This is a genomic window from Bacillus sp. EKM501B (assembly GCF_011800505.1).
Taxonomy (GTDB): domain Bacteria; phylum Bacillota; class Bacilli; order Bacillales; family Bacillaceae_G; genus Bacillus_A; species Bacillus_A cereus.
Genome location: NZ_JAALFZ010000012.1, coordinates 53,693 through 72,827, shown reverse-complemented (window position 1 = coordinate 72,827; position 19,135 = coordinate 53,693). Strand labels below are relative to the sequence as shown.

Below are 19,135 nucleotides of genomic sequence, written 5' to 3'. Positions count from 1 at the left end.
CTTGTCCTTTCTACTGTACAATTCCTTTTAAATCCCAGTATGCTTGTTCTAGCCATGGATGTATAACTTTCAATGTATCTTTCCTTTCCCACAAATATGAAATATATACAAAAGCTGCTTTTTCCAAAGATTTTTCCAATCCTTTTTTTATTTCTATTAAATATGGTGGTGTCCCTTTTTGATCCCATTCTATTTTATCTGCAACAAATAATACTAAATCCATCTTCGTTGCATGTTTACGCAACGTTGTGTGGCAACAAATTGCATTTAAAATCTCTTCATCTTCTACTTTAAATATTTCTTTTGCGATTACTCTCGATAGTTTTTGATGAATGATCATAGGAAACTTTCTTTCTGCTTCCACTATTTCTACACCAAATTCTTCAGCAACTGCAATCCGCTCCTCGTTCGGAAAAATGCCACTAATATCATGTAAATATCCTGCAATTGCTGCTTTTTCTTTATCTACGTGAAACTTTTCTGCAATCTTTTTTGCCTCATTTGCCACACGAATTGAATGTTTATATGTAAACTCTTTATTATATTTTAGTAGAAAAGCTTTAATATCATTTTCTATTTTTCCAGTTGGAGTAAATGAATATATATCATTACATAACATAGAAAATCCCCCTTATAACTAACTTTCATTATAATGTAGAATCTAAATATCCTCGTTATTTTATATTCGTTATTAATCTTTTTACTCCTTTTTAATACGTTACATGAAATTTTATACAGAATCATCGCTACAAGTACATAAATGTTTGATATTATAGTAATGTTGATGATTTGTAAGGAAAGGAACTACACAATGAATAAAAACATATTAATTATTGATGATGATAAAGAAATTGTTGAATTACTTGCTGTTTATTTGCGAAATGAAGGCTATAACATTTATAAAGCTTATGATGGTGATGAAGCATTGCAAAAGGTTTCTACATATGAAGTTGACCTTATGATTTTGGATATTATGATGCCAAAGCGAAACGGTTTAGAAGTTTGTCAGGAAGTGCGTGAAAATAATACTGTACCAATTCTAATGCTTAGTGCAAAAGCAGAAGATATGGATAAAATATTAGGTCTTATGACAGGTGCCGATGATTATATGATCAAGCCATTCAATCCATTAGAATTAGTAGCAAGAGTGAAAGCTTTATTACGAAGATCATCTTTCCAAAACGCTACTTCGCAAAAGAATGAAGATGGTATTATTCGTATTCGCTCTGTTGAAATACACAAACATAATCATACTGTTAAAGTAAATGGAGAGTATATTAAACTAACCTCTATTGAATTCGATATTTTATATTTGCTTGCAAGTAATACAGGAAGAGTATTTAGTTCAGAAGAAATTTTTGAACGCGTTTGGAATGAAGATGGTTACGGTTCAAATAAGACTGTAATGGTCCATATTAGCAACTTACGGGATAAACTTGAAACAGTAATAAATGGAGAAAAATTTATTCACACTGTTTGGGGAGTTGGCTATAAAATTGAGAAATGAAGCATTTGATATATTAAAAGATATCCCTAAATGGAAACTTATTTTTTGGCTCTTATTGGCTATCACACTCACGCCTATTACTGAATTAATTATTTATCGCCTCGTTACGAGTGTAATTGAGAGTTCACTTACTCTAACTGAACTCGGTAAAGAATTCATTCGAATTTTTGGTTATGAAAAGTATAAAGGGATTAAAGAATCGTTATGGATGATGATTGTATCTTATTTGTTTTTATTTTCTATTTTTTCATCCTATCTTTACATTTTTTATCGTCACGAGAAAAAACTTTACTATGAAACTTGTATTAAAAAAATGATAGAAGAAATTCGTTATATTGCAAATGGAAACTTCAATCATAAAGTTTCTATTGTAAATCATAATTATCTAGAAGAATTAGCAATCGGGGTCAATGAAATTGTTGAACAATTAAAAGTCTCCATTGATGAAGAAAGACAAGCGGAACAAGCAAAAAGTGAACTTATTACAAATGTATCACATGACTTACGCACTCCCCTTACTTCTATAGTTGGATACGTAAATTTAATCCATCATGATAATTATAGAGATGAAGTAGAATTGCGATACTATATTCAAGTCATTTACGATAAAGTAACTCGTCTTAATGCATTAATGAATGACTTGTTCGAATATACACGTGTTCAAAATAAAGAGTTAAGCTTGTATTCTGTCCCTATTGACATAGTAGAGTTACTTGGGCAATTAACTGTTCAATTCCATATACAATTTCAAGAAGCAAATATAGAATGTCGACCTTCTTTCCCATCTCAAAAGCTCATGGTATTAGCTGATGGTGAAAAATTAGTGCGTGTGTTTGAAAATCTTATTATAAACGCTATCGCTTATGGAAGCGAAGGTCGCTATATTGACCTTACTGCTTATGAAAGCAATAATATGATTACAATTGATATAACAAATTACGGGCAACCTATTCCTAGTACGGATTTACCTCATATTTTTGAACGTTTTTATCGCGTTGAGAAATCTCGCTCTACAAACACTGGTGGATCTGGACTTGGATTAGCTATTGCAAAAAGTATAGTCGAATTGCATAAAGGAACAATTGAAGTATATAGTGATGATGAAAAAACAACATTCACTGTAAAACTACTCCCATACAAATGTTAATATTATAAATAAAAAGTTCAATTTCTTATCATATAAGAAATTGAACTTTTTCCATTAATAACCAAAATTTAATAATCCTTTATAATTCTTTAGAAATTCTTTACCTTTTCTTTCTTCCTAATTAAGCATTCCTTTTTACAATACTAGTATTGATGTCATAATAGGAGGATCGCTTATGCAATTCTTAAAGAAATTCGCTATTTTATTATTATCTTTTTTTATTACCGCACTTATCGTTTTATATTTTTATCTTTATGTAAATGGTCCGATTATTCAAGCTAAATCAGCTATTTTAATAAATGCTAATTCAGGTGAAATTGTTTATAAAAAAAATGAAGAAACTCCGGTACAATCAGCTGCTTTATCTAAATTAATGACAGAATATATCGTATTGGAGCAACTAAATGATAGAAAAATACAGTTAGATGACTTAGTACAAATAAGTAACGAAGTTTTCCGAGTAGAAACAAGCCCTATACAAGTAACATCGAATGATAAAACAACGGTTCGTGATTTACTTCATGCATTGCTACTGGCAGGGAATAATCGTTCTGCACTCGCTCTAGCAGAACACATTGCTGGAAATGAAGATAACTTTACAGTATTAATGAATAAAAAAGCAAAAGAACTAAAGTTATTACAACCATCTCCATTTCTAAACTCTACTGGAATTAATAATGATACAGATAAACAATCAACTACAACAGCGATAGACGCAGCTAAACTAGCAGCAAAATTAGTAAAAGATTTTCCAGATGTATTGAATATTACGAAACTAACCTCTTACCAATTTACCTTCAAAGATTCCCAGGTTTTCAATACGAATAAAATGATATATTCCCTTAATGAAAACATTAAACTTCAAGGTGTTGATGGCTTACAAACTAGTTTTTCAACTAACGGTAATTATAGTTTTGTCAGTACAGCAAAACTTGGAGATACTAGACTAATTTCAGTAATATTAGATGCAGATGAAGAAAACATTTCATTTATTGAAACAAAAAAGTTGCTACAGTATGGTTTTGATCCTTCCTCGTACTCTGCACTCCAAGCTTTTAAAGACGCCCTTACATCTTGGACAATATTGCTTCAGTTTAAAAATTTAATTATACAAACTATAATGATTTTTTTAATCATTACCACCTTAATGTTTTTACATATACGTCAGAAAAAATCCGAGGATTTCAATTAAGAAATCTTCTTATATATATAAAACCGACTTGCGCTTAAGATGCAAGTCGGTTTTTAATTCTATCATCCTCTTCAAATTTGCTGAAACTGGTTGCAAGTTTAACTTCCTCGCCCATACAGACAGCTGACCAATATGATGAATTTCATATCCCATTACATGTCTTAAAACCTATGTTTTTTGAGGCATACATCCATCTCTGTTTCCTTTCGTTGTGTTCGTTTGTTTAGTTTAAATGGGTTAATCTATTAATTCTATTAAATCCAACAATTGAACTATTACATTTTAAAGTTCTACTCATATACTATAGTAAATTACTAGAAAGGAGGTTTAACTATGGATAGTTGCGTTGTATTTGTAAACGGACAACCTTTTTTAGTTCTTTCAGTAGCTGGTATTGAAATTGCTAGATTAGAGATTTCCCTTCAAGTAGCATTAGCTCTAAGAGTGCTTGGGATACCAATCTGTGATTAATTACCAAATTAAAAGAAAAAGAGGGCATTAGCCCTCTTTTTTTATTTTCTTCTCACCTTTTCTTAACAACAAACAAAATTCAAATTTAATTAATTATAAAAAATTAAAGTATATGAACGTTACATGAAACACTTGTTAAGATAGCTGTCCTTCACACTATTTATTTCGCCGACATTATATAATCAAAGCACACAATGATTAACTTTTTATACGGCTTATTTTAAGTGTGCTAGCATTCTAGGCTAGATAATTATGACTGCAAAAAAACTTCAAGTTCTCGTTTATATAAATTAAATAACGCTTTCACTTTTCGAATCGATTGATAATCTTTAAATTGCTGTTCTCTATCTTCTTATCCTTGAAGAGCACTAATCCAACTATACTCTACATCTACAATATGAAATAATGTTTCTAAAATACCACCAGTTTGCAAAGTAAATCTTCCTCTGAAAGTTGTTCACACCACTTAAACCAATCATCTCTTACTTGCCAATTATATTGAAATAAAGTGTACACATTTATCTCTCCCTTACTTCAATTATCCACCTAACAGCATCTGTTATACATTTAACCATTGACAATCACTTCTCTTCGGCCAAGTTCCTCTACAGCGTGATTAATTATTTCACTTACAGATAAAGAACCATCCAATATGATATCTGAATTCGGCTTAACAGTATGAATTGCCTCTAAATAAGCTTTTCTCGCATATGTCATGTAATGTTCCAAATCATTATGTATTTCATCTATTGTACCTTCCTTAAAATCTCGCAAAATCCTTCTAGCCATCGCAATATCTAAAGGCGTATCAATAAATATAGTTACATCAATGAATTTTCGCATCTCACTATTTAAGTATGCAAAAGGATAATCTACAATAATATAGTCTAAGGTATTATTTTGTATAAGTTGCTCAATATCATGAATTAATGGTGTTAATACCCACTCGTCGTAATTCGCCCCATCATCAATCCATTTACAAATATCAGCAGGAGATTTATCAAATGTGTAACTATCAAAATATAGAGCTTTTGAGTTTTTAAACTTATGCTTTAATCTTTCTGTAATTGTAGTTTTACCTCCCCCCGAAACAGCTGCAATTGAAATTATTTTTGTTTTATTATCCACTATACCCACCAAACCCCTTTGTTAACATAATATAATTATAAATTACTATCGTTGCTACTTCTTCCATTCATATTCTAACATACTCATTTCCCATAAATTCCAATACGTTTCTCCTACTCTTTTTGACTCTCTTAATAAGCCTTCTTTTACAAACCCTATTTTTTCGTAACATGAAATAGCCGATGTATTAAAATCATACACACCAAGAGTTACTCTATGTAGTTTTAATTCGTCAAAAGCAATATGAAGTACTGCTTTCATCATATGTTTTCCTATAGAACGTCCTCTCATCTTCGTATTACCAACTAATACTTTTCCAATTCTAGCGGACTTATTAATATTATCTATTTGCCCAAGCGAAATATGTCCAATAACGTCTGAAGTCTCTTCATCTACCACTTTGAAAGCGAGTGTATTTGCACTTTCTATATACTTCTCTAATTGCTGTTCGTCTAAAGGAAATGTGAATGCATTTCCTGACCATTGTATTAGAAATTCTTCGGAATTAATCCAATTTATTAATTGTTTAAAATCAGATTTCTTAAAGCTTTCTAGTTTAATCACTTCCTTGCTCCTTTCGTACATCATGTTTTATAACCTCAAACTTATTTCTATATAAAGAATATATTCTCCTTTTATATAAAATTAAAATAAAGCCATTCATGTGAATGGCTTTACAAAAAAGCAGCATAATTATGCTTTGTTTGCTACATCAATACCATTAAAATCAAAGTCAGCAGTAACCGTTGTAACCGGTGGGAAAATTGCTTCAATTTTGCAAATGGAAATAATTACTCCAACCGATCCAGGAATAGCCGCAAGCCTAACTACATCACAACTTACAGACGAAACAGTACCTACATAAGTACGTCCCTCTGTATTAATTTGAACTGTTCGATTAATTAATTTCTTAAGTTCATCTCTAATTCCTTGTACACAAGAATTATCACATTTCTCATGCTGTTCTTTTTTACACTCTTCGAATACTTCCCAACAATCATCTTGTTTACATGTACACTTCTTTTTACAATTATTAAATCGAGAACCCAATACCTCACCCCCTAATCCTTTCTATTAGTAAAGTATGTCCACTAGCTTAAAAGGGTACGAGGCAAACACATAAAAAGAAAAAAACAAACAATTGTACCAAACTTTCTTTTCATTATTCATTATAAAAACAGACTTCTCCTAATTAAAAGCTTTTTAATGAGCGGCCGTGAATTTAGTCCTACTCCATTTAATGTTTAGACACCACTTTCTAAAACAAACCTTTCTTCTTTTAAATAAGACGCCCCTTAAAAACACACTAGATTTTCCCATTAACTCACATATACATAGACTTTATTTGTGGATTTCCCATTTTTCATTGTGAAATATACATTTAAAAAGCGTACTCGAAAATAAGATATTATTTGTAATCAGAACATTTTCTTCAACAAGTGTTTATTGAAAAATACCATAACTAGTAGTAGTTCTCTCCACTTTCTCTTAAAAATTAGCATAGTTTGTATGAATTCTATATCGAGTAGAAGACACTCTATCATATAAAGATAAAATAGTAGGTTAATAAACAAGCAATTTTTTTATTAAAACATAGAATAATATGAACACTATTGAAAGGAGGTAGAAATAAATGTCCTGGAAAAATGATTGCTGGAGTTCTCAGAAAAAGCATTGTTGTGATGATTGGTGGAAATCTAAAGAAAAGTGTCATTGTGATGACGATTGGAGTTCTCAGGAAAAACATTGTAATGATGATTGGTGGAAATCTAAAGAAAAGTGTCATCGTGATGATGATTGGAGTTCTAAACGAAATAAGTGTCGTTGTAAATGTTTCTTTATTTGTTGCCATTGTAAAAGGAAAAATTGGTAATATTTTCGATGCCAACTTAAAGGAAAGAATATGTCTTTTGGAACCGATAAATACTAGAATGTATTATACAAAAAGCTGACTGAATATAATCAGCTTTTTATCAATGAACACGTAAAGATTTCAACAGACATATGTATTTACTGATTAGGTGGGCTATTAAGAAAAAACAAGCTAACTCTTATAAATCGATTTTTAATTACTTCACGTACGTATAAAGCTTTAGATGCCCTCATTACTTCAGACGAATTCACCAGTATTTTCAGCAAAAAATTCATGGAATCTTTAATTAGTCGAGTACTTTCATTGCCTTCAGAAACCCCAGAGACAAGCGGGGTTTCTTTTATTTAAATAAAGATTTTGTTTAAACTTTACAAAACTCACCTATATTAAAATATCTTCTAAAATCCTTATTGAACATTTATAATACTATTAAACGGTTTAAATTCGACAATCAGTAATGGAGGCATTTTAATGGGAAACATCCCAAAAGTATCATCACACCAATCAAATCCTAATATACCCTCACAGCAAGTGAATCCTAATAACCAACAAGGTAGTATAAAAAAAACAAGACGCCGTATTATAACTACTTTGGCTTTTATATTACCTATAATTTTTGTCCTTCAATATTCTCTGAATAACCAACAAGAAATGATTAAAGAAAAACAAATCACACTTAATACGGAACAACAAAAATTATCTTCTGTAAAGAAGGATGGTCATTCCCTTAACAAGGATGTCAAGGCTTTAACAAGTAGTGAAGAAGAAATTTTAAAATTCGCAAGGAAACTGTATGGATTTTCCAAACCGAATGAAACTATATTTCAAATAACTGAATAAAATTACACGGCATTACCTAAAAGGCGATTTGAAGATAATCGCCTTTTTATATTTAATTTCTAAAGGAATCATACTAATCTCTCTTTCTATCATATAACTACTTTGTTTAATTTGTTAAAATAAAACCGCTTGTCCGTTTCACTTTGCTCTATCATTACATTTACTATTAGTAATACGATTTTTAGAGGTGATAAATAATGGACGAGTTTTTATCTTTTGCTGCACTTAATCCCGGTTCTATTGGACCTACACTTCCAACTGTTCAACCTTTTCAATTCCCTACCGGTCCCACCGGTTCTACAGGAGCTACTGGATTAACCGGATCAACTGGACCGACTGGGCCAACCGGACCAACCGGATCAACTGGATCAACTGGATCAACTGGACCAACCGGATCAACTGGATCAACTGGATCAACTGGACCAACTGGACCAACTGGACCAACTGGATCAACTGGACCAACTGGATCAACTGGACCAACTGGACCAACTGGACCAACTGGATTTAATCTTCCTGCTGGACCTGCATCTATTACCTTGACTTCTAACGAAACCACAGCATGTGTATCCACTCAAGGAAATAATACTTTATTTTTTTCGGGTCAAGTATTAGTAAACGGTATTCCTACTCCAGGGGTAGTGGTCAGTTTTTCGTTTAGTAACCCATCTCTTGCTTTCATGGTTCCTCTTGCTGTCATTACCAATGCCTCAGGTAACTTTACCGCTGTATTTCTAGCCGCTAATGGGCCTGGAACAGTAACCGTTACTGCTTCTCTTCTTGATTCTCCTGGAACAATGGCTAGCGTCATTATTACCATTGTGAATTGTCCGTAATGATTTTATTTTTAAGAACTAAGCAATTTCTAATAAAAAGAGCACTGATTTTATAGCGCTCTTTTTTTATCATTTGGATGTGCCTTTCAAATTAAATTTCGTAACAGCCTATTAAAATAACGCTTTTATTGAATTTCATCCTTAACAAAATTTAATTACTCCAATGAATAAACATGCCACAGTATCGTATTTTAATAAAAACTATAAAACAGACATACTTAACACTAATAGTAGAATTTTTCTTCTTCATCAAATTCACTTCTTTTCTTTTTATAAACATAAAAAAGGATCTCTATTTATACAGAGATCCTTTCTAACTTTATAATTTACTAGACTGTAACCCCTGAATAAACGGAACTACTTCAGGATTTACAAGTGAAGACAAATCACCTAATTCTTTTCCTAAGTAAGCTGCTTTAATAACACGGCGCATTACTTTAGAATTACGTGTTTTCGGTAAATCTTCTACAACGTGGATGTCTTTAGGACACAACGCTTTTCCAATATGAGAGTTTACTAAACTCATTAATTCTTTCTTTAATTCTCCTGTGAATGTTACATGATCTCTTAATACTACAAAACAATGACAAACTTCACCTTTTACTTCGTCAGGTACACCAATTGCAGCAGCTTCAATTACATCGTTATGTTTCACAAGAATAGATTCATATTCAGCAGGTCCAATACGTTTACCTGCAATATTTAACGTATCGTCTGAACGCCCTGTGATGATATATTGTTCACCATCGTAAATGACCCAGTCACCGTGGACCCATTTATTTTCAAAACGTGACCAATATGTGTTCACGTAACGTTCATCATCTTCCCAGAAGCTTTTCGTCATACCTACCCAAGGTTTCTCTAAGCATAATTCTCCGACTTCATCTCGAATTGGTTTACCTTGATCATCCAGTACGACAGCTGCCATTCCTGGTAAAGATGCGTTAAAACTAATCGGTGCGATTGGCTTAATAAGAACATTACCGAAAATCCCACCAGAGATTTCAGTTCCACCTGAGTAGTTACAGATTGGAACATTTCCTTTTCCAACTGTTTCAAACAGCCACATCCATGGATCAGGATTCCAAGGTTCTCCTGTTGATGCGAATACTTCCAAACTCTTTAAAGAATGTTTATTGACATACTCATCACCTTTTGCCATTAATGCTCGGATTAACGTTGGCGAAATACCTAGATGAGTAATTTCATATTTATCAACTGTCTCCCATAACCGGTCTGCTTCTGGGAAGTCTGGAACACCTTCGTACATAACCATCGTTGCTCCATTAATGAGTGAACCGAATAATAGAAATGGCCCCATCATCCAGCCCATATCAGTTACCCATAATACACGATCACCTTGTTTAATATTCATTCCAAATCCTGCATCAAAGGCTGCTTTCAAAGGAAATCCTGCATGCGTGTGTACTGTTCCTTTCGGCTTACCAGTCGTTCCTGATGTATAAATGAGCATTAATGGATCATCGCTTTGCATTTCTTCGGCATGTATGAATGGTTTTTCTTTTTCTAGCGTACTCCACGAAAAGTCATAGTTATGTGGTGTAAAATCATTTCCTGCATGACGAACGATTACCACTTTTTCAACAGTTGGGCAATGTTCACAAGCTTTATCTACTTCATCTTTTAAAGAAACAATTTTACCTCGGCGTGAAAATCCATCTGCGGTAATAATCATTTTTGAACCTGCCGCTTGCACACGTGTCATAACTGCATCAGACGCAAAGCCTGAGAATATTGGTGAAATAATTGCTCCAATTTTCATTACAGCTAGCATCGCAACAACTGTTTCTGGAATCATTGGCATATAAATTGTTACACGGTCACCTTTTTCAATACCCGCGTGTTTCAAACCATTGGCAACACGGCTTACCCAGTTATCAAGCTCTTCATATGTAAATGATTTTGAAGTTCCATTTTCCCCTTCATACTGAAGTGCTGGCTGTATTCTCGTCTCTTCATCCGCAAGCCAGCGGGATAAAGCTGATTCTACAACGTTACATGTTCCGCCATTATACCACTGTGCAAACGGTGTACCATTTTCTAAATCTAATACTTCTGTATAAGGTTTCATCCATTGATAGCCAACTGCTTTTTCTGCCTCTCCCCAAAACCAAGCTGTTTCCTCAATAGATTTATTATAAAAAGTTTCATAATCTTCATATCCCAATGATTTCATCCAACCATATAAACGTGTTTTTTCCTTGTACTCTTCTGTTGGAAACCAAACTGCTTGTTTCAATGTTTTCCCCTCCTTAACTTTTTGAGCAAGAAAGCCCTAAATAGGGCTTTTAAACTGGATATACAGGATGTTTACGATCCGTGAATACTTGATATTTACTCATATACATTTCGAAACGTCCTTTTAACTCTTCACGTAAATTGTTTGGATGAACAATACCATCAATCACCATCTCTGATGCTAAATGATAAATATCAATATCTTTCTTATACTCTTCACGTTTTTCAGCAATGAAGCTAGCACGCTCTTCTTCTGGTAAAGCTGCAATTTTATTTGCATATACAGCATTAACCGCAGCTTCTGGACCCATTACCGCAATAGAGGCTGTCGGTAATGCCAGGCAGCAATCTGGTTCAAATGCCGGACCTGCCATCGCATATAAACCAGCACCATATGCTTTACGAACAACGATAGAAATCTTCGGTACAGTTGCTTCACTCATTGCAGAAATCATTTTTGCACCGTGGCGAATAATACCGGCACGCTCTACTTTTGTACCGATCATAAATCCTGGTACATCCGCAAGGAATAATAATGGAATATGATATGCATCGCATAAATTAATAAACTTAGCAGCTTTATCAGCTGAATCGTGGAATAATACGCCACCCTTCATACGCGGCTGATTTGCAATAATACCAACTGGCTTACCATCAATACGTGCTAAGCCTGTAATTAGCTCTTGAGCAAATAATTTTTTTACTTCATAGAATGAACCCTCATCAATAACTCTATTAATGAGATCTTTCATATTGAAAGGAGCATTTTGATTTTCTGGAATGATTTGTTCTAACGTTTTATCGAATTGTTTCGGTTCTTGAGGTGTAACCAATGGAGTCTTTTCTAAATAGTTGTTTGGAAAATATGAAATGTATTGTCTTGCTTGTGTAATCGCATCTTCTTCTGTCTTACATAAAACATCTCCGCATCCTGATACAGAGCAATGCATACGAGCTCCGCCCATCTCTTCTAAAGTTACCTTCTCACCGATAACCATCTCAGCCATACGAGGAGATCCTAAATACATAGATGCATTTCCCTCTACCATCATTACAACGTCACAAAAGGCTGGAATATACGCACCACCAGCTGCAGAAGGTCCAAATAACAAGCATACTTGAGGAACTTTACCTGATAACTTCACTTGATTATAGAAGATTCTTCCTGCACCGCGGCGCCCTGGGAACATTTCTACTTGATCTGTAATACGCGCTCCAGCAGAGTCAACTAAATAAAATAACGGAACACGTAGTTTTTCAGCTGTTTCTTGAATACGTAAAATCTTTTCAACTGTGCGTGATCCCCATGATCCAGCTTTTACAGTAGAATCATTGGCCATTACACACGCAGTACGACCATGTATTTTACCCGTTGCCGTTACAACGCCATCCGCAGGTAAGCCTGTTTGTTCACAGTTAGCAAATAATGCATCTTCTACATATTCGCCATTATCAAATAGAAGCGCTAAACGGTCTCGAACGAATAATTTTCCTTTTGCTTTATTTTGCTCATGATATTTCGGTGCCCCGCCTTGTTTAATTGTTTCAACTCGTTCTTCAAATGAATTAGATTGTTGTTTTTGGTCTAACATATTTACTCCCCCTTATACATCGGTTTGCGTTTTTCTTTGAATGCCTGTAATCCTTCTATTCGATCTTTCGTATGGATTACACCTTCATACGCTTGTTTTTCCATTTGTAATCCGGTATGTAAATCAACTTGAATACCATTTGAAATTGCCTCTTTTGCTAATCGAACAGCAATAGGTCCATTACTAGCAATTTTCTCTGCTATTTCAATCGCTTTCTCTTCAAGTAAATTAGCTGGTACAACAAATTCTACTAAACCATATTCTTTTGCTTCTTGCGCTGAAATACGTCTACCTGTATAAATTAATTCTTTCGCTCTACCAACACCAATTAATCTCGGTAAGCGCTGTGTACCACCCGCTCCTGGTATAATTGCAAGTGTCGTTTCAGTAAGACCAAGACTTGCAGATTCAGCAGCAATTCTAAAATCACAAGCTAAACTTAATTCCGTACCACCACCAAGTGCGATTCCATTTATAGCAGCAATAACTGGCTGTGGTAATTGTTCAACCATCTCCATAGTAGTGCGAATCATACTAACAGCATGGCGAACTTGTTCTTCATTCATATCGGCACGCTCTTTTAAATCTGCACCAGCACAAAACGCTTTTTCACCAGCACCTGTTAGAATAACTACACGCGTATTGGACTCTTCACTTATTTGAGTTAATATGTTTTGTAACTCTTCTAATAACGCTAAAGATAATGAGTTTGCTTGTCTTTCACGATATAACGAAATCTTTACAACGTGAGGTGTTACATAATCAACTGAAATGTTTTGTAATTGTAGCATCTTCTCACCTACTTATCGTTTTATGTTGAAGCGCTCTATACACATGACTCGGTAATTGGATATTTAACTTACTTTGAATAAATTGACTAGCTCTCAATAACTTTTCTTCGTCTATATTCGTTTGGACTCCTAATTTATGGAGCATATGTACTAGGTCATCAGTAGCAACATTACCTGATGCTCCTGGTGCATAAGGGCAGCCCCCGAGTCCACCACAAGAACTATCAAACGTTGTAATACCGTATTCTAATGATTTAACTACATTCGCTAGAGCCATTCCATACGTATTATGAAAATGCATTGCAAACTGCGAAGCATCATACTTCTTTAATAGGTGTTCTAATACTTGTTCTACTTGTAATGGATTCGCTACACCGATTGTATCCCCTAGAGAAACTTCATAAATACCGTATGAAAATAGTTGATTACATAATTCGTCAACTGCTGCGAGACTTATATTCCCTTCATAAGGACATCCAAATACAGTAGAAACATAGCCTCTTACCTTTTTCCCTTCGAATAATGCCTGTTTTGTTATATCTTCAATTACGACTAATGCTTCTTTGATCGATTTATTAATATTACTTTTATTATGAGATTCACTTGCTGATAAAAAAACATTCACCTCATCTACATTTTGCAAAAAAGCTCGTTCCAAACCATTTTGATTCGGAACAAGCGCAGCATATGTAACATTGGGATCCCTTTTCAGCTCAGAAAATACATCATTTGCATCCGCTAATGCAGGGACCCATTTTGGGTGAACGAATGAGGAAACTTCAACATACGACAATCCCGCTTCTGTAAGTAGTTGAATCCATTTTACTTTATCTTTTGTGCCAACAATCTTTTTTTCATTTTGTAAGCCATCACGTGGCCCGACTTCTTTAATGACAGCAAAATTAGGTAGTTTCAATTCGCTTCCCCCTATATCTCCCTATTCAATTTCTAATAATACATCTCCTTCATTTACAAAATCGCCTTCTTGCACATTAATTTTCATAACTGTGCCAGCTTCTTCTGAAATGATTGGAATTTCCATTTTCATAGATTCCAAAATGACGACATCCTGCTCTTCCTCTACTGTATCTCCTACTCCTACAACAATCTTCCAAACGTTTCCTGCCATCGATGCGTATACTTTCGTCATCATTTTTTCCCCCTTAATATTGTTAAATCTTATTTTTTAACGAGTTGTTTCGTTACAAAGCCTGTTGTATAAATACCCTCTTTGAACACTTCGTCTTCCAAAACTTGCAGTAGCATTGGTGTGTTCGTTTTAATACCTTCTACTTTTAATTCCTCTAGAGCATCATGTAATTTTGAAATTGCTTCTTCACGAGTCTCGCCATGTGCAATGACTTTCGCAATCATTGGATCATAGAAAGGTGTAATCGTTACATGATTTTCTAAGAAGTGATCAATCCGTACATTTGACGGTAGTGTTAAATCTGTAATTTTCCCAGGTGATGGGAAGAATGTTTTCGGATCCTCTGCATAAATACGAGCTTCAATGGCATGACCACTACGTTTTACATCATCCTGAGTAAATGATAGTTTCTCTCCACTTGCGATAAGGAGTTGCTGTTCTACAAGGTCTAATCCCGTAATTTCTTCTGTCACTGGATGCTCTACTTGTAATCGCGTATTCATCTCTAAGAAATAGAAGTTCTTCTGATCATCTACAAGAAACTCAACTGTACCTGCATTTGTATAACCAAGTGCTTTGGCAGCTTGTACAGCAACTTCTCCCATCGCCTTTCGTGTACCTTCATCTAAAAATGGTGAAGGTGCTTCTTCGATTACTTTTTGATTTCGGCGCTGTACCGAACATTCACGCTCCCATAAATACACTGTGTTACCATGTGTATCTGCTAAAAGCTGAATTTCAATATGATGCGCGTCTGCTATATATCGCTCTAAATACATTTCTCCGTTACCAAAGAAGTTTTGCGCTCTTGTTTTATTACTTTCGAACGCTTTGGTGAGCGTTTGCTCAGTTTCCATCAACTGCATACCAATGCCTCCGCCGCCTGCGGATGCCTTAAGCATTAATGGATAACCAATTTGTTTTGCAATTTCAATTGCTTCTTCAGCAGTTTCAATATTTGTAGTAATACCTGGGACTACTGGGACATCTGCTGCTTGCATTGCGATACGTGATTCGATTTTACTTCCCATCTTCGTAATGATTTCTTCTGAAGGACCGATAAATACGATTCCTTCTTCTTTGCAGCGAACCGGAAAAGACGGATTCTCTGATAATAAACCATAACCCGGATGAATCGCTTCTGCATTTGTCTTCTTAGCTATTTCAATAATTTTTTCAAGGTTTAAATAACTTTCTTGAACACGCGGTCCACCTACTAAGTAAGCTTCATTTGCCATTTTCACATGAAGGGCATTTTCATCTGCTTCAGAATAAATAGCAACAGTGCGAATGCCAAGTTTTTGACAAGTTTTCATAATACGAACAGCGATTTCCCCGCGATTCGCAATTAATATTTTTTGAAACATAGTGATTCCTCCCTTTTATCTACATCCTAAATGTCTAGCAATTACGAGACGTTGAATTTCAGAAGTTCCTTCACCAATTTCTAATAGTTTCGCATCACGAATATGTCGTTCAACTTCATATTCACGCATATAGCCATATCCACCATGAATCTGTACTGCTTGATTCGCAATACGGCTTGCCGCTTCCGATGCAAATAGTTTTGCCATTGCCGCTTCTTTACCGAAAGGTTTATCGTTATCTTTTAACCAAGCTGCTTTATGTACTAAATTGCGTGCTAGCTCTACTTCAGTCGCCATATCAGCTAATTTAAATTGAATCGCTTGGAAATTAGAGATTGACTTTCCAAATTGTTGACGTTCTTTCGCATATTGCAATGCACGTTCAAAGGCTGATTGCGCAATACCAACTGCCAATGCTGCGATTGAAATACGTCCTCCATCAAGTGTATATAAAAATTGTTTAAAACCTTTATTTACATCACCAAGAATATTTTCTTTCGGTACACGAACACCATCAAGTACGATTTCACAAGTATTAGAAGCGCGAACGCCCATTTTATCGTAAGGACTAGAAATCGTTAATCCTTCACTAGTAGTAGGTACGATAAATGCTGAAATGCGTTTTCTACCATTCTCTTCAACACCGTTGACAGCGGTTACAATAATGGTATTTGCATACTCTGCGTTTGTAATCCAACACTTCTCACCACTGATTACATACTCATCGCCATCTAGTACCGCTTTCGTTTGAGTACCACCTGCATCTGATCCAGCATTCGGCTCCGTTAATCCGAAGGCACCTAATGTTTTACCTGACGCCATTGGAACTAAATACTTTTGTTTTTGTTCTTCTGTACCGAAATAATAAATTGGAGAAGCACCTAATGAAATTGTTGCAGCATAGCTTAAACCAGTGCCACCACAAGCGCGACCAATTTCTTCAACTGCTAACGCATACGATACAGTATCGCCACCTGAACCTCCATACTCTTCTGGGAATGGGATGCCTAATAATCCTAGTTCGCCCATTTTTTGAAATGTTTCATATGGAAACTCTGCAGTTTTGTCATAATATACAGCTTTCGGTGCGATTTCCTTTTCAGCAAAGTCACGTACCATTTCTTTAATCATTTGTTTTTCGCGAGTTAGAGTAAATTCCATTCCGCTACACACCCCTTATCGAATATTGAGTTTCGACAGCGTGCGAGTTTCTACTACAAACATAACAACTTAAAAGACAAGAATATTAGTTAGACAATTGCTATAATTCTGTCATAACTTAATTTTAAAACAGATTCTGTACTAATGCACAAAAAAATTCCTACATTGTTCTACAACAACATAGGATATTTTGTGTCGAATTATGTAATTTATTGTTTAATAATCTCTACCTTTTCCCGAATCAGAAATTTCTACTAATGCTTCAGGGTATGGTTCGAAATACGTTTGTCTTAATAAATACTTTTCATCAAATCGAATGGCCCATGATTTTAAAATTGTAAGTAAACTACTAAGTGGTATTTTCTTTTCTGCATACTTTTGTAACAGTTCTATAAAATGATCTTTTTCTTGTTTTTTTAGCTTTGTTTTAAAGTATCCAAAAATGTGCTCGCATACATTTACATTCGATGTATAGCGGGGGGTGCGCATAAATAATTCATATAAAGTCTTCTCATAGTTTTCAAATACAACTTCAATCTTTTCATTTTTGTGATTTGCAATTATACGCCCTAATTCCTTTTGTTTCACTTGATTATATGCCATAAATAAATATTTATTGTCCGACTGAAACGATACAAGGTCTTTCATATTTTTATTATGTTTAATCATTTTGTAATATGCGATTGTAAATAGTCTTGTAAAGAAATGCTCTCTAATAATAAAATTCGACAATCTGCCTTCCTCTTCAATAGGAAGATGCGAAAATTTTTTTACTACTGCTCCGCCAAATAAGCCCGATCCTTTTCCCTTTGCTGGCGCTTTTTCAAAACCAGAATAAATTTTCACATCACGCGTACCACAACTTGGTGAACGATTCTTTAAAATAAAACCATCCACATCCGATATCGTTTGTAAAAAGTCATTTGAAAACTGCTCCATTTTTTCAGTTACATCTTCTCGTGTCGACGGTTGCACAAGTCTGTTCTCACCATTTTCTTCTACAATTCGTATCGTTTCACGAGGAGTTCCCAATCCAATCTCCACTTCTGGACAAACAGGTATAAATGTAACAAATGGCTGCAAATTTCGTATTGTTACATCTGGAATCATCTCTCCATTATATCGACAAGCATCAAATTCTAAACATTTACTTACGACGATTGTAGGTTTTGCAAATTGTCGCATCTCATTACCTCCTTAGTGCTAGTCCGTATACTATAAATTGTACTAAGATTAACATTTTAAGCAAAGTTTGATTCATTTATTTTTATGAGAAATATATATCCAATAATATATTAACAATCATTCAACTCTATTTTCAATAAATGTGCGCCCTATTATACTGGTTTAGATATTGTGAAATGAATAATACACAGATGCTCCGGAGAAATTAATGATTAAGAAAGGAGGGAATTGTTATGAAAAAGAAATTATCATCTATTTTAAGTGTTTTAGCACTCTCTATTATGTTTTTAGGTACATCTGCGCAAGCTGAATACGATGGAAATAATATGAATAGAGTGAATAACACTGATATTTCAACTCGAGTAAATGACAATAATTTAGACAGAGTTAATAATGATGTAAGAACTCGAAATGTAAATACAACAAATGATTTAAATGATAATCGTGATAGAAATAATAATTGGGCTTGGCTTGGTTTATTAGGACTAGCAGGATTATTAGGTCTTAGAAGAAGAGACAAAGAAACACGCTGATTTAGAATGTTTTTAATAAACAAGTACTTATTTATCAAAAATATATAACGAAAATAAATCGCCTTTTTAAAGGCGATTTATTTTTACTTAAAAAGTAATATATGTA

21 protein-coding genes and 3 pseudogenes are annotated in these 19,135 nt (G+C 34.3%); 8 read left to right on the top strand and 16 right to left on the bottom strand.

The annotated features are described in order from the left end of the window. Nucleotides 1-10: 10 nt before the first annotated feature. On the bottom strand, nt 11-619 hold the full coding sequence (gene yqeK, locus HFD78_RS20345) for a bis(5'-nucleosyl)-tetraphosphatase (symmetrical) YqeK (RefSeq protein ID WP_000882444.1): 609 nt from the start codon (nt 617-619) through the stop codon (nt 11-13). A 192-nt stretch (nt 620-811) separates the two neighbouring features. On the opposite strand from yqeK, the gene HFD78_RS20340 reads away from it, so the two are divergent. From HFD78_RS20340 to HFD78_RS20330, 3 genes are all read left to right on the top strand, one after another. Beyond that, nucleotides 812-1,507 carry a response regulator transcription factor gene (locus HFD78_RS20340; RefSeq protein WP_001038807.1) on the top strand — a complete coding sequence of 232 codons (696 nt, stop codon included), beginning with the start codon at nt 812-814 and terminating at the stop codon, nt 1,505-1,507. Beyond that, nucleotides 1,497-2,654 (top strand): sensor histidine kinase, encoded by a 1,158-nt coding sequence (locus HFD78_RS20335; protein ID WP_001243306.1) that lies wholly within the window; start codon nt 1,497-1,499, stop codon nt 2,652-2,654. The genes HFD78_RS20340 and HFD78_RS20335 overlap by 11 nt, the downstream gene beginning before the upstream one ends. Nucleotides 2,655-2,829: 175 nt before the next feature. After that, the gene (locus tag HFD78_RS20330; protein ID WP_001160052.1) at nt 2,830-3,846 is read left to right on the top strand and encodes a D-alanyl-D-alanine carboxypeptidase family protein; all 1,017 of its coding nucleotides are present in this window, start codon (nt 2,830-2,832) and stop codon (nt 3,844-3,846) included. A gap of 9 nt (nt 3,847-3,855) precedes the next feature. Here HFD78_RS20330 and HFD78_RS20325 read toward each other — a convergent pair. Then, nucleotides 3,856-4,014, bottom strand: a pseudogene (locus HFD78_RS20325) (DinB family protein); the annotation flags it as partial. A gap of 165 nt (nt 4,015-4,179) precedes the next feature. Here HFD78_RS20325 and HFD78_RS20320 point away from each other — a divergent pair. Then, nucleotides 4,180-4,317 (top strand): DUF3956 domain-containing protein, encoded by a 138-nt coding sequence (locus HFD78_RS20320; RefSeq protein ID WP_000376554.1) that lies wholly within the window; start codon nt 4,180-4,182, stop codon nt 4,315-4,317. Nucleotides 4,318-4,573: 256 nt separating this feature from the next. Here the strand turns inward: HFD78_RS20320 and HFD78_RS20315 are convergent. The 4 genes and pseudogenes from HFD78_RS20315 to HFD78_RS20300 form a co-directional block, all read right to left on the bottom strand. Continuing rightward, nucleotides 4,574-4,833: pseudogene (locus HFD78_RS20315) on the bottom strand (DinB family protein); the annotation flags it as partial. A 51-nt stretch (nt 4,834-4,884) separates the two neighbouring features. Continuing rightward, nucleotides 4,885-5,454: a nucleoside/nucleotide kinase family protein gene (locus tag HFD78_RS20310; RefSeq protein WP_000513265.1), complete on the bottom strand. Its 570-nt coding sequence runs from the start codon at nt 5,452-5,454 to the stop codon at nt 4,885-4,887. Nucleotides 5,455-5,499: 45 nt separating this feature from the next. Further along, nucleotides 5,500-6,033, bottom strand: coding sequence for a GNAT family N-acetyltransferase (locus HFD78_RS20305; protein ID WP_000990082.1), 534 nt, complete (start codon nt 6,031-6,033; stop codon nt 5,500-5,502). A gap of 105 nt (nt 6,034-6,138) precedes the next feature. After that, nucleotides 6,139-6,495, bottom strand: coding sequence for a hypothetical protein (locus HFD78_RS20300; protein WP_000535577.1), 357 nt, complete (start codon nt 6,493-6,495; stop codon nt 6,139-6,141). Nucleotides 6,496-7,058: 563 nt separating this feature from the next. Between HFD78_RS20300 and HFD78_RS20295 the strand changes: the two genes are divergently transcribed. The 3 genes and pseudogenes from HFD78_RS20295 to HFD78_RS29980 form a co-directional block, all read left to right on the top strand. Then, complete coding sequence (locus HFD78_RS20295; RefSeq protein WP_080002009.1) at nt 7,059-7,397, top strand: hypothetical protein; 339 nt, start codon at nt 7,059-7,061, stop codon at nt 7,395-7,397. A gap of 392 nt (nt 7,398-7,789) precedes the next feature. Then, a complete protein-coding gene (locus HFD78_RS20290; protein WP_000526883.1) occupies nt 7,790-8,158 on the top strand; it encodes an FtsB family cell division protein in 369 nt (122 codons plus the stop codon). A 197-nt stretch (nt 8,159-8,355) separates the two neighbouring features. Continuing rightward, a pseudogene (locus HFD78_RS29980) lies at nt 8,356-8,412 on the top strand (exosporium leader peptide-containing protein); the annotation flags it as partial. A 17-nt stretch (nt 8,413-8,429) separates the two neighbouring features. On the opposite strand, the gene HFD78_RS29585 reads toward HFD78_RS29980, so the two are convergent. The 10 genes from HFD78_RS29585 to HFD78_RS20245 all read right to left on the bottom strand — a co-directional run bounded on the left by HFD78_RS29585 (nt 8,430) and on the right by HFD78_RS20245 (nt 18,496). Continuing rightward, a complete protein-coding gene (locus tag HFD78_RS29585) occupies nt 8,430-8,714 on the bottom strand; it encodes a hypothetical protein (protein WP_238797739.1) in 285 nt (94 codons plus the stop codon). Between the two features lie 45 nt (nt 8,715-8,759). After that, complete coding sequence (locus HFD78_RS29580) at nt 8,760-8,975, bottom strand: hypothetical protein (RefSeq protein ID WP_000236249.1); 216 nt, start codon at nt 8,973-8,975, stop codon at nt 8,760-8,762. Nucleotides 8,976-9,310: 335 nt separating this feature from the next. Continuing rightward, nucleotides 9,311-11,251, bottom strand: a complete 1,941-nt coding sequence (locus HFD78_RS20280; RefSeq protein WP_000806481.1) for an AMP-binding protein — start codon at nt 11,249-11,251, stop codon at nt 9,311-9,313. Nucleotides 11,252-11,300: 49 nt separating this feature from the next. Next, on the bottom strand, nt 11,301-12,842 hold the full coding sequence (locus HFD78_RS20275; RefSeq protein WP_000886744.1) for an acyl-CoA carboxylase subunit beta: 1,542 nt from the start codon (nt 12,840-12,842) through the stop codon (nt 11,301-11,303). Nucleotides 12,843-12,844: 2 nt separating this feature from the next. Beyond that, entirely contained in the window at nt 12,845-13,633 is a 789-nt protein-coding gene (locus HFD78_RS20270; RefSeq protein WP_000939816.1) for an enoyl-CoA hydratase, read from the bottom strand. Between the two features lie 4 nt (nt 13,634-13,637). After that, nucleotides 13,638-14,549 carry a hydroxymethylglutaryl-CoA lyase gene (gene mvaB / locus HFD78_RS20265; RefSeq protein WP_000775437.1) on the bottom strand — a complete coding sequence of 304 codons (912 nt, stop codon included), beginning with the start codon at nt 14,547-14,549 and terminating at the stop codon, nt 13,638-13,640. A gap of 21 nt (nt 14,550-14,570) precedes the next feature. After that, on the bottom strand, nt 14,571-14,786 hold the full coding sequence (locus tag HFD78_RS20260; protein ID WP_001987345.1) for an acetyl-CoA carboxylase biotin carboxyl carrier protein subunit: 216 nt from the start codon (nt 14,784-14,786) through the stop codon (nt 14,571-14,573). A 26-nt stretch (nt 14,787-14,812) separates the two neighbouring features. Continuing rightward, on the bottom strand, nt 14,813-16,150 hold the full coding sequence (locus HFD78_RS20255; RefSeq protein WP_000486742.1) for an acetyl-CoA carboxylase biotin carboxylase subunit: 1,338 nt from the start codon (nt 16,148-16,150) through the stop codon (nt 14,813-14,815). A gap of 15 nt (nt 16,151-16,165) precedes the next feature. After that, nucleotides 16,166-17,311, bottom strand: coding sequence for an acyl-CoA dehydrogenase (locus HFD78_RS20250; RefSeq protein ID WP_000397282.1), 1,146 nt, complete (start codon nt 17,309-17,311; stop codon nt 16,166-16,168). Nucleotides 17,312-17,527: 216 nt separating this feature from the next. Next, the gene (locus tag HFD78_RS20245; RefSeq protein WP_001248645.1) at nt 17,528-18,496 is read right to left on the bottom strand and encodes a YbgA family protein; all 969 of its coding nucleotides are present in this window, start codon (nt 18,494-18,496) and stop codon (nt 17,528-17,530) included. Between the two features lie 233 nt (nt 18,497-18,729). On the opposite strand from HFD78_RS20245, the gene HFD78_RS20240 reads away from it, so the two are divergent. After that, nucleotides 18,730-19,029, top strand: a complete 300-nt coding sequence (locus HFD78_RS20240; protein ID WP_000728151.1) for a WGxxGxxG family protein — start codon at nt 18,730-18,732, stop codon at nt 19,027-19,029. The last annotated feature ends 106 nt before the right edge of the window (nt 19,030-19,135 follow it).

Bases quoted from the DNA above. Each gene is read 5' to 3' on its own strand.
- yqeK (WP_000882444.1), bottom strand. From the start codon at position 619: ATGTTATGTAATGATATATATTCATTTACTCCAACTGGAAAAATAGAA.
- HFD78_RS20340 (WP_001038807.1), top strand. From the start codon at position 812: ATGAATAAAAACATATTAATTATTGATGATGATAAAGAAATTGTTGAA.
- HFD78_RS20330 (WP_001160052.1), top strand. From the start codon at position 2,830: ATGCAATTCTTAAAGAAATTCGCTATTTTATTATTATCTTTTTTTATT.
- HFD78_RS20320 (WP_000376554.1), top strand. From the start codon at position 4,180: ATGGATAGTTGCGTTGTATTTGTAAACGGACAACCTTTTTTAGTTCTT.
- HFD78_RS20305 (WP_000990082.1), bottom strand. From the start codon at position 6,033: ATGATGTACGAAAGGAGCAAGGAAGTGATTAAACTAGAAAGCTTTAAG.
- HFD78_RS20290 (WP_000526883.1), top strand. From the start codon at position 7,790: ATGGGAAACATCCCAAAAGTATCATCACACCAATCAAATCCTAATATA.
- HFD78_RS29580 (WP_000236249.1), bottom strand. From the start codon at position 8,975: ATGGTAATAATGACGCTAGCCATTGTTCCAGGAGAATCAAGAAGAGAA.
- HFD78_RS20275 (WP_000886744.1), bottom strand. From the start codon at position 12,842: ATGTTAGACCAAAAACAACAATCTAATTCATTTGAAGAACGAGTTGAA.
- HFD78_RS20270 (WP_000939816.1), bottom strand. From the start codon at position 13,633: ATGCTACAATTACAAAACATTTCAGTTGATTATGTAACACCTCACGTT.
- HFD78_RS20260 (WP_001987345.1), bottom strand. From the start codon at position 14,786: ATGATGACGAAAGTATACGCATCGATGGCAGGAAACGTTTGGAAGATT.
- HFD78_RS20255 (WP_000486742.1), bottom strand. From the start codon at position 16,150: ATGTTTCAAAAAATATTAATTGCGAATCGCGGGGAAATCGCTGTTCGT.
- HFD78_RS20250 (WP_000397282.1), bottom strand. From the start codon at position 17,311: ATGGAATTTACTCTAACTCGCGAAAAACAAATGATTAAAGAAATGGTA.
- HFD78_RS20245 (WP_001248645.1), bottom strand. From the start codon at position 18,496: ATGCGACAATTTGCAAAACCTACAATCGTCGTAAGTAAATGTTTAGAA.
- HFD78_RS20240 (WP_000728151.1), top strand. From the start codon at position 18,730: ATGAAAAAGAAATTATCATCTATTTTAAGTGTTTTAGCACTCTCTATT.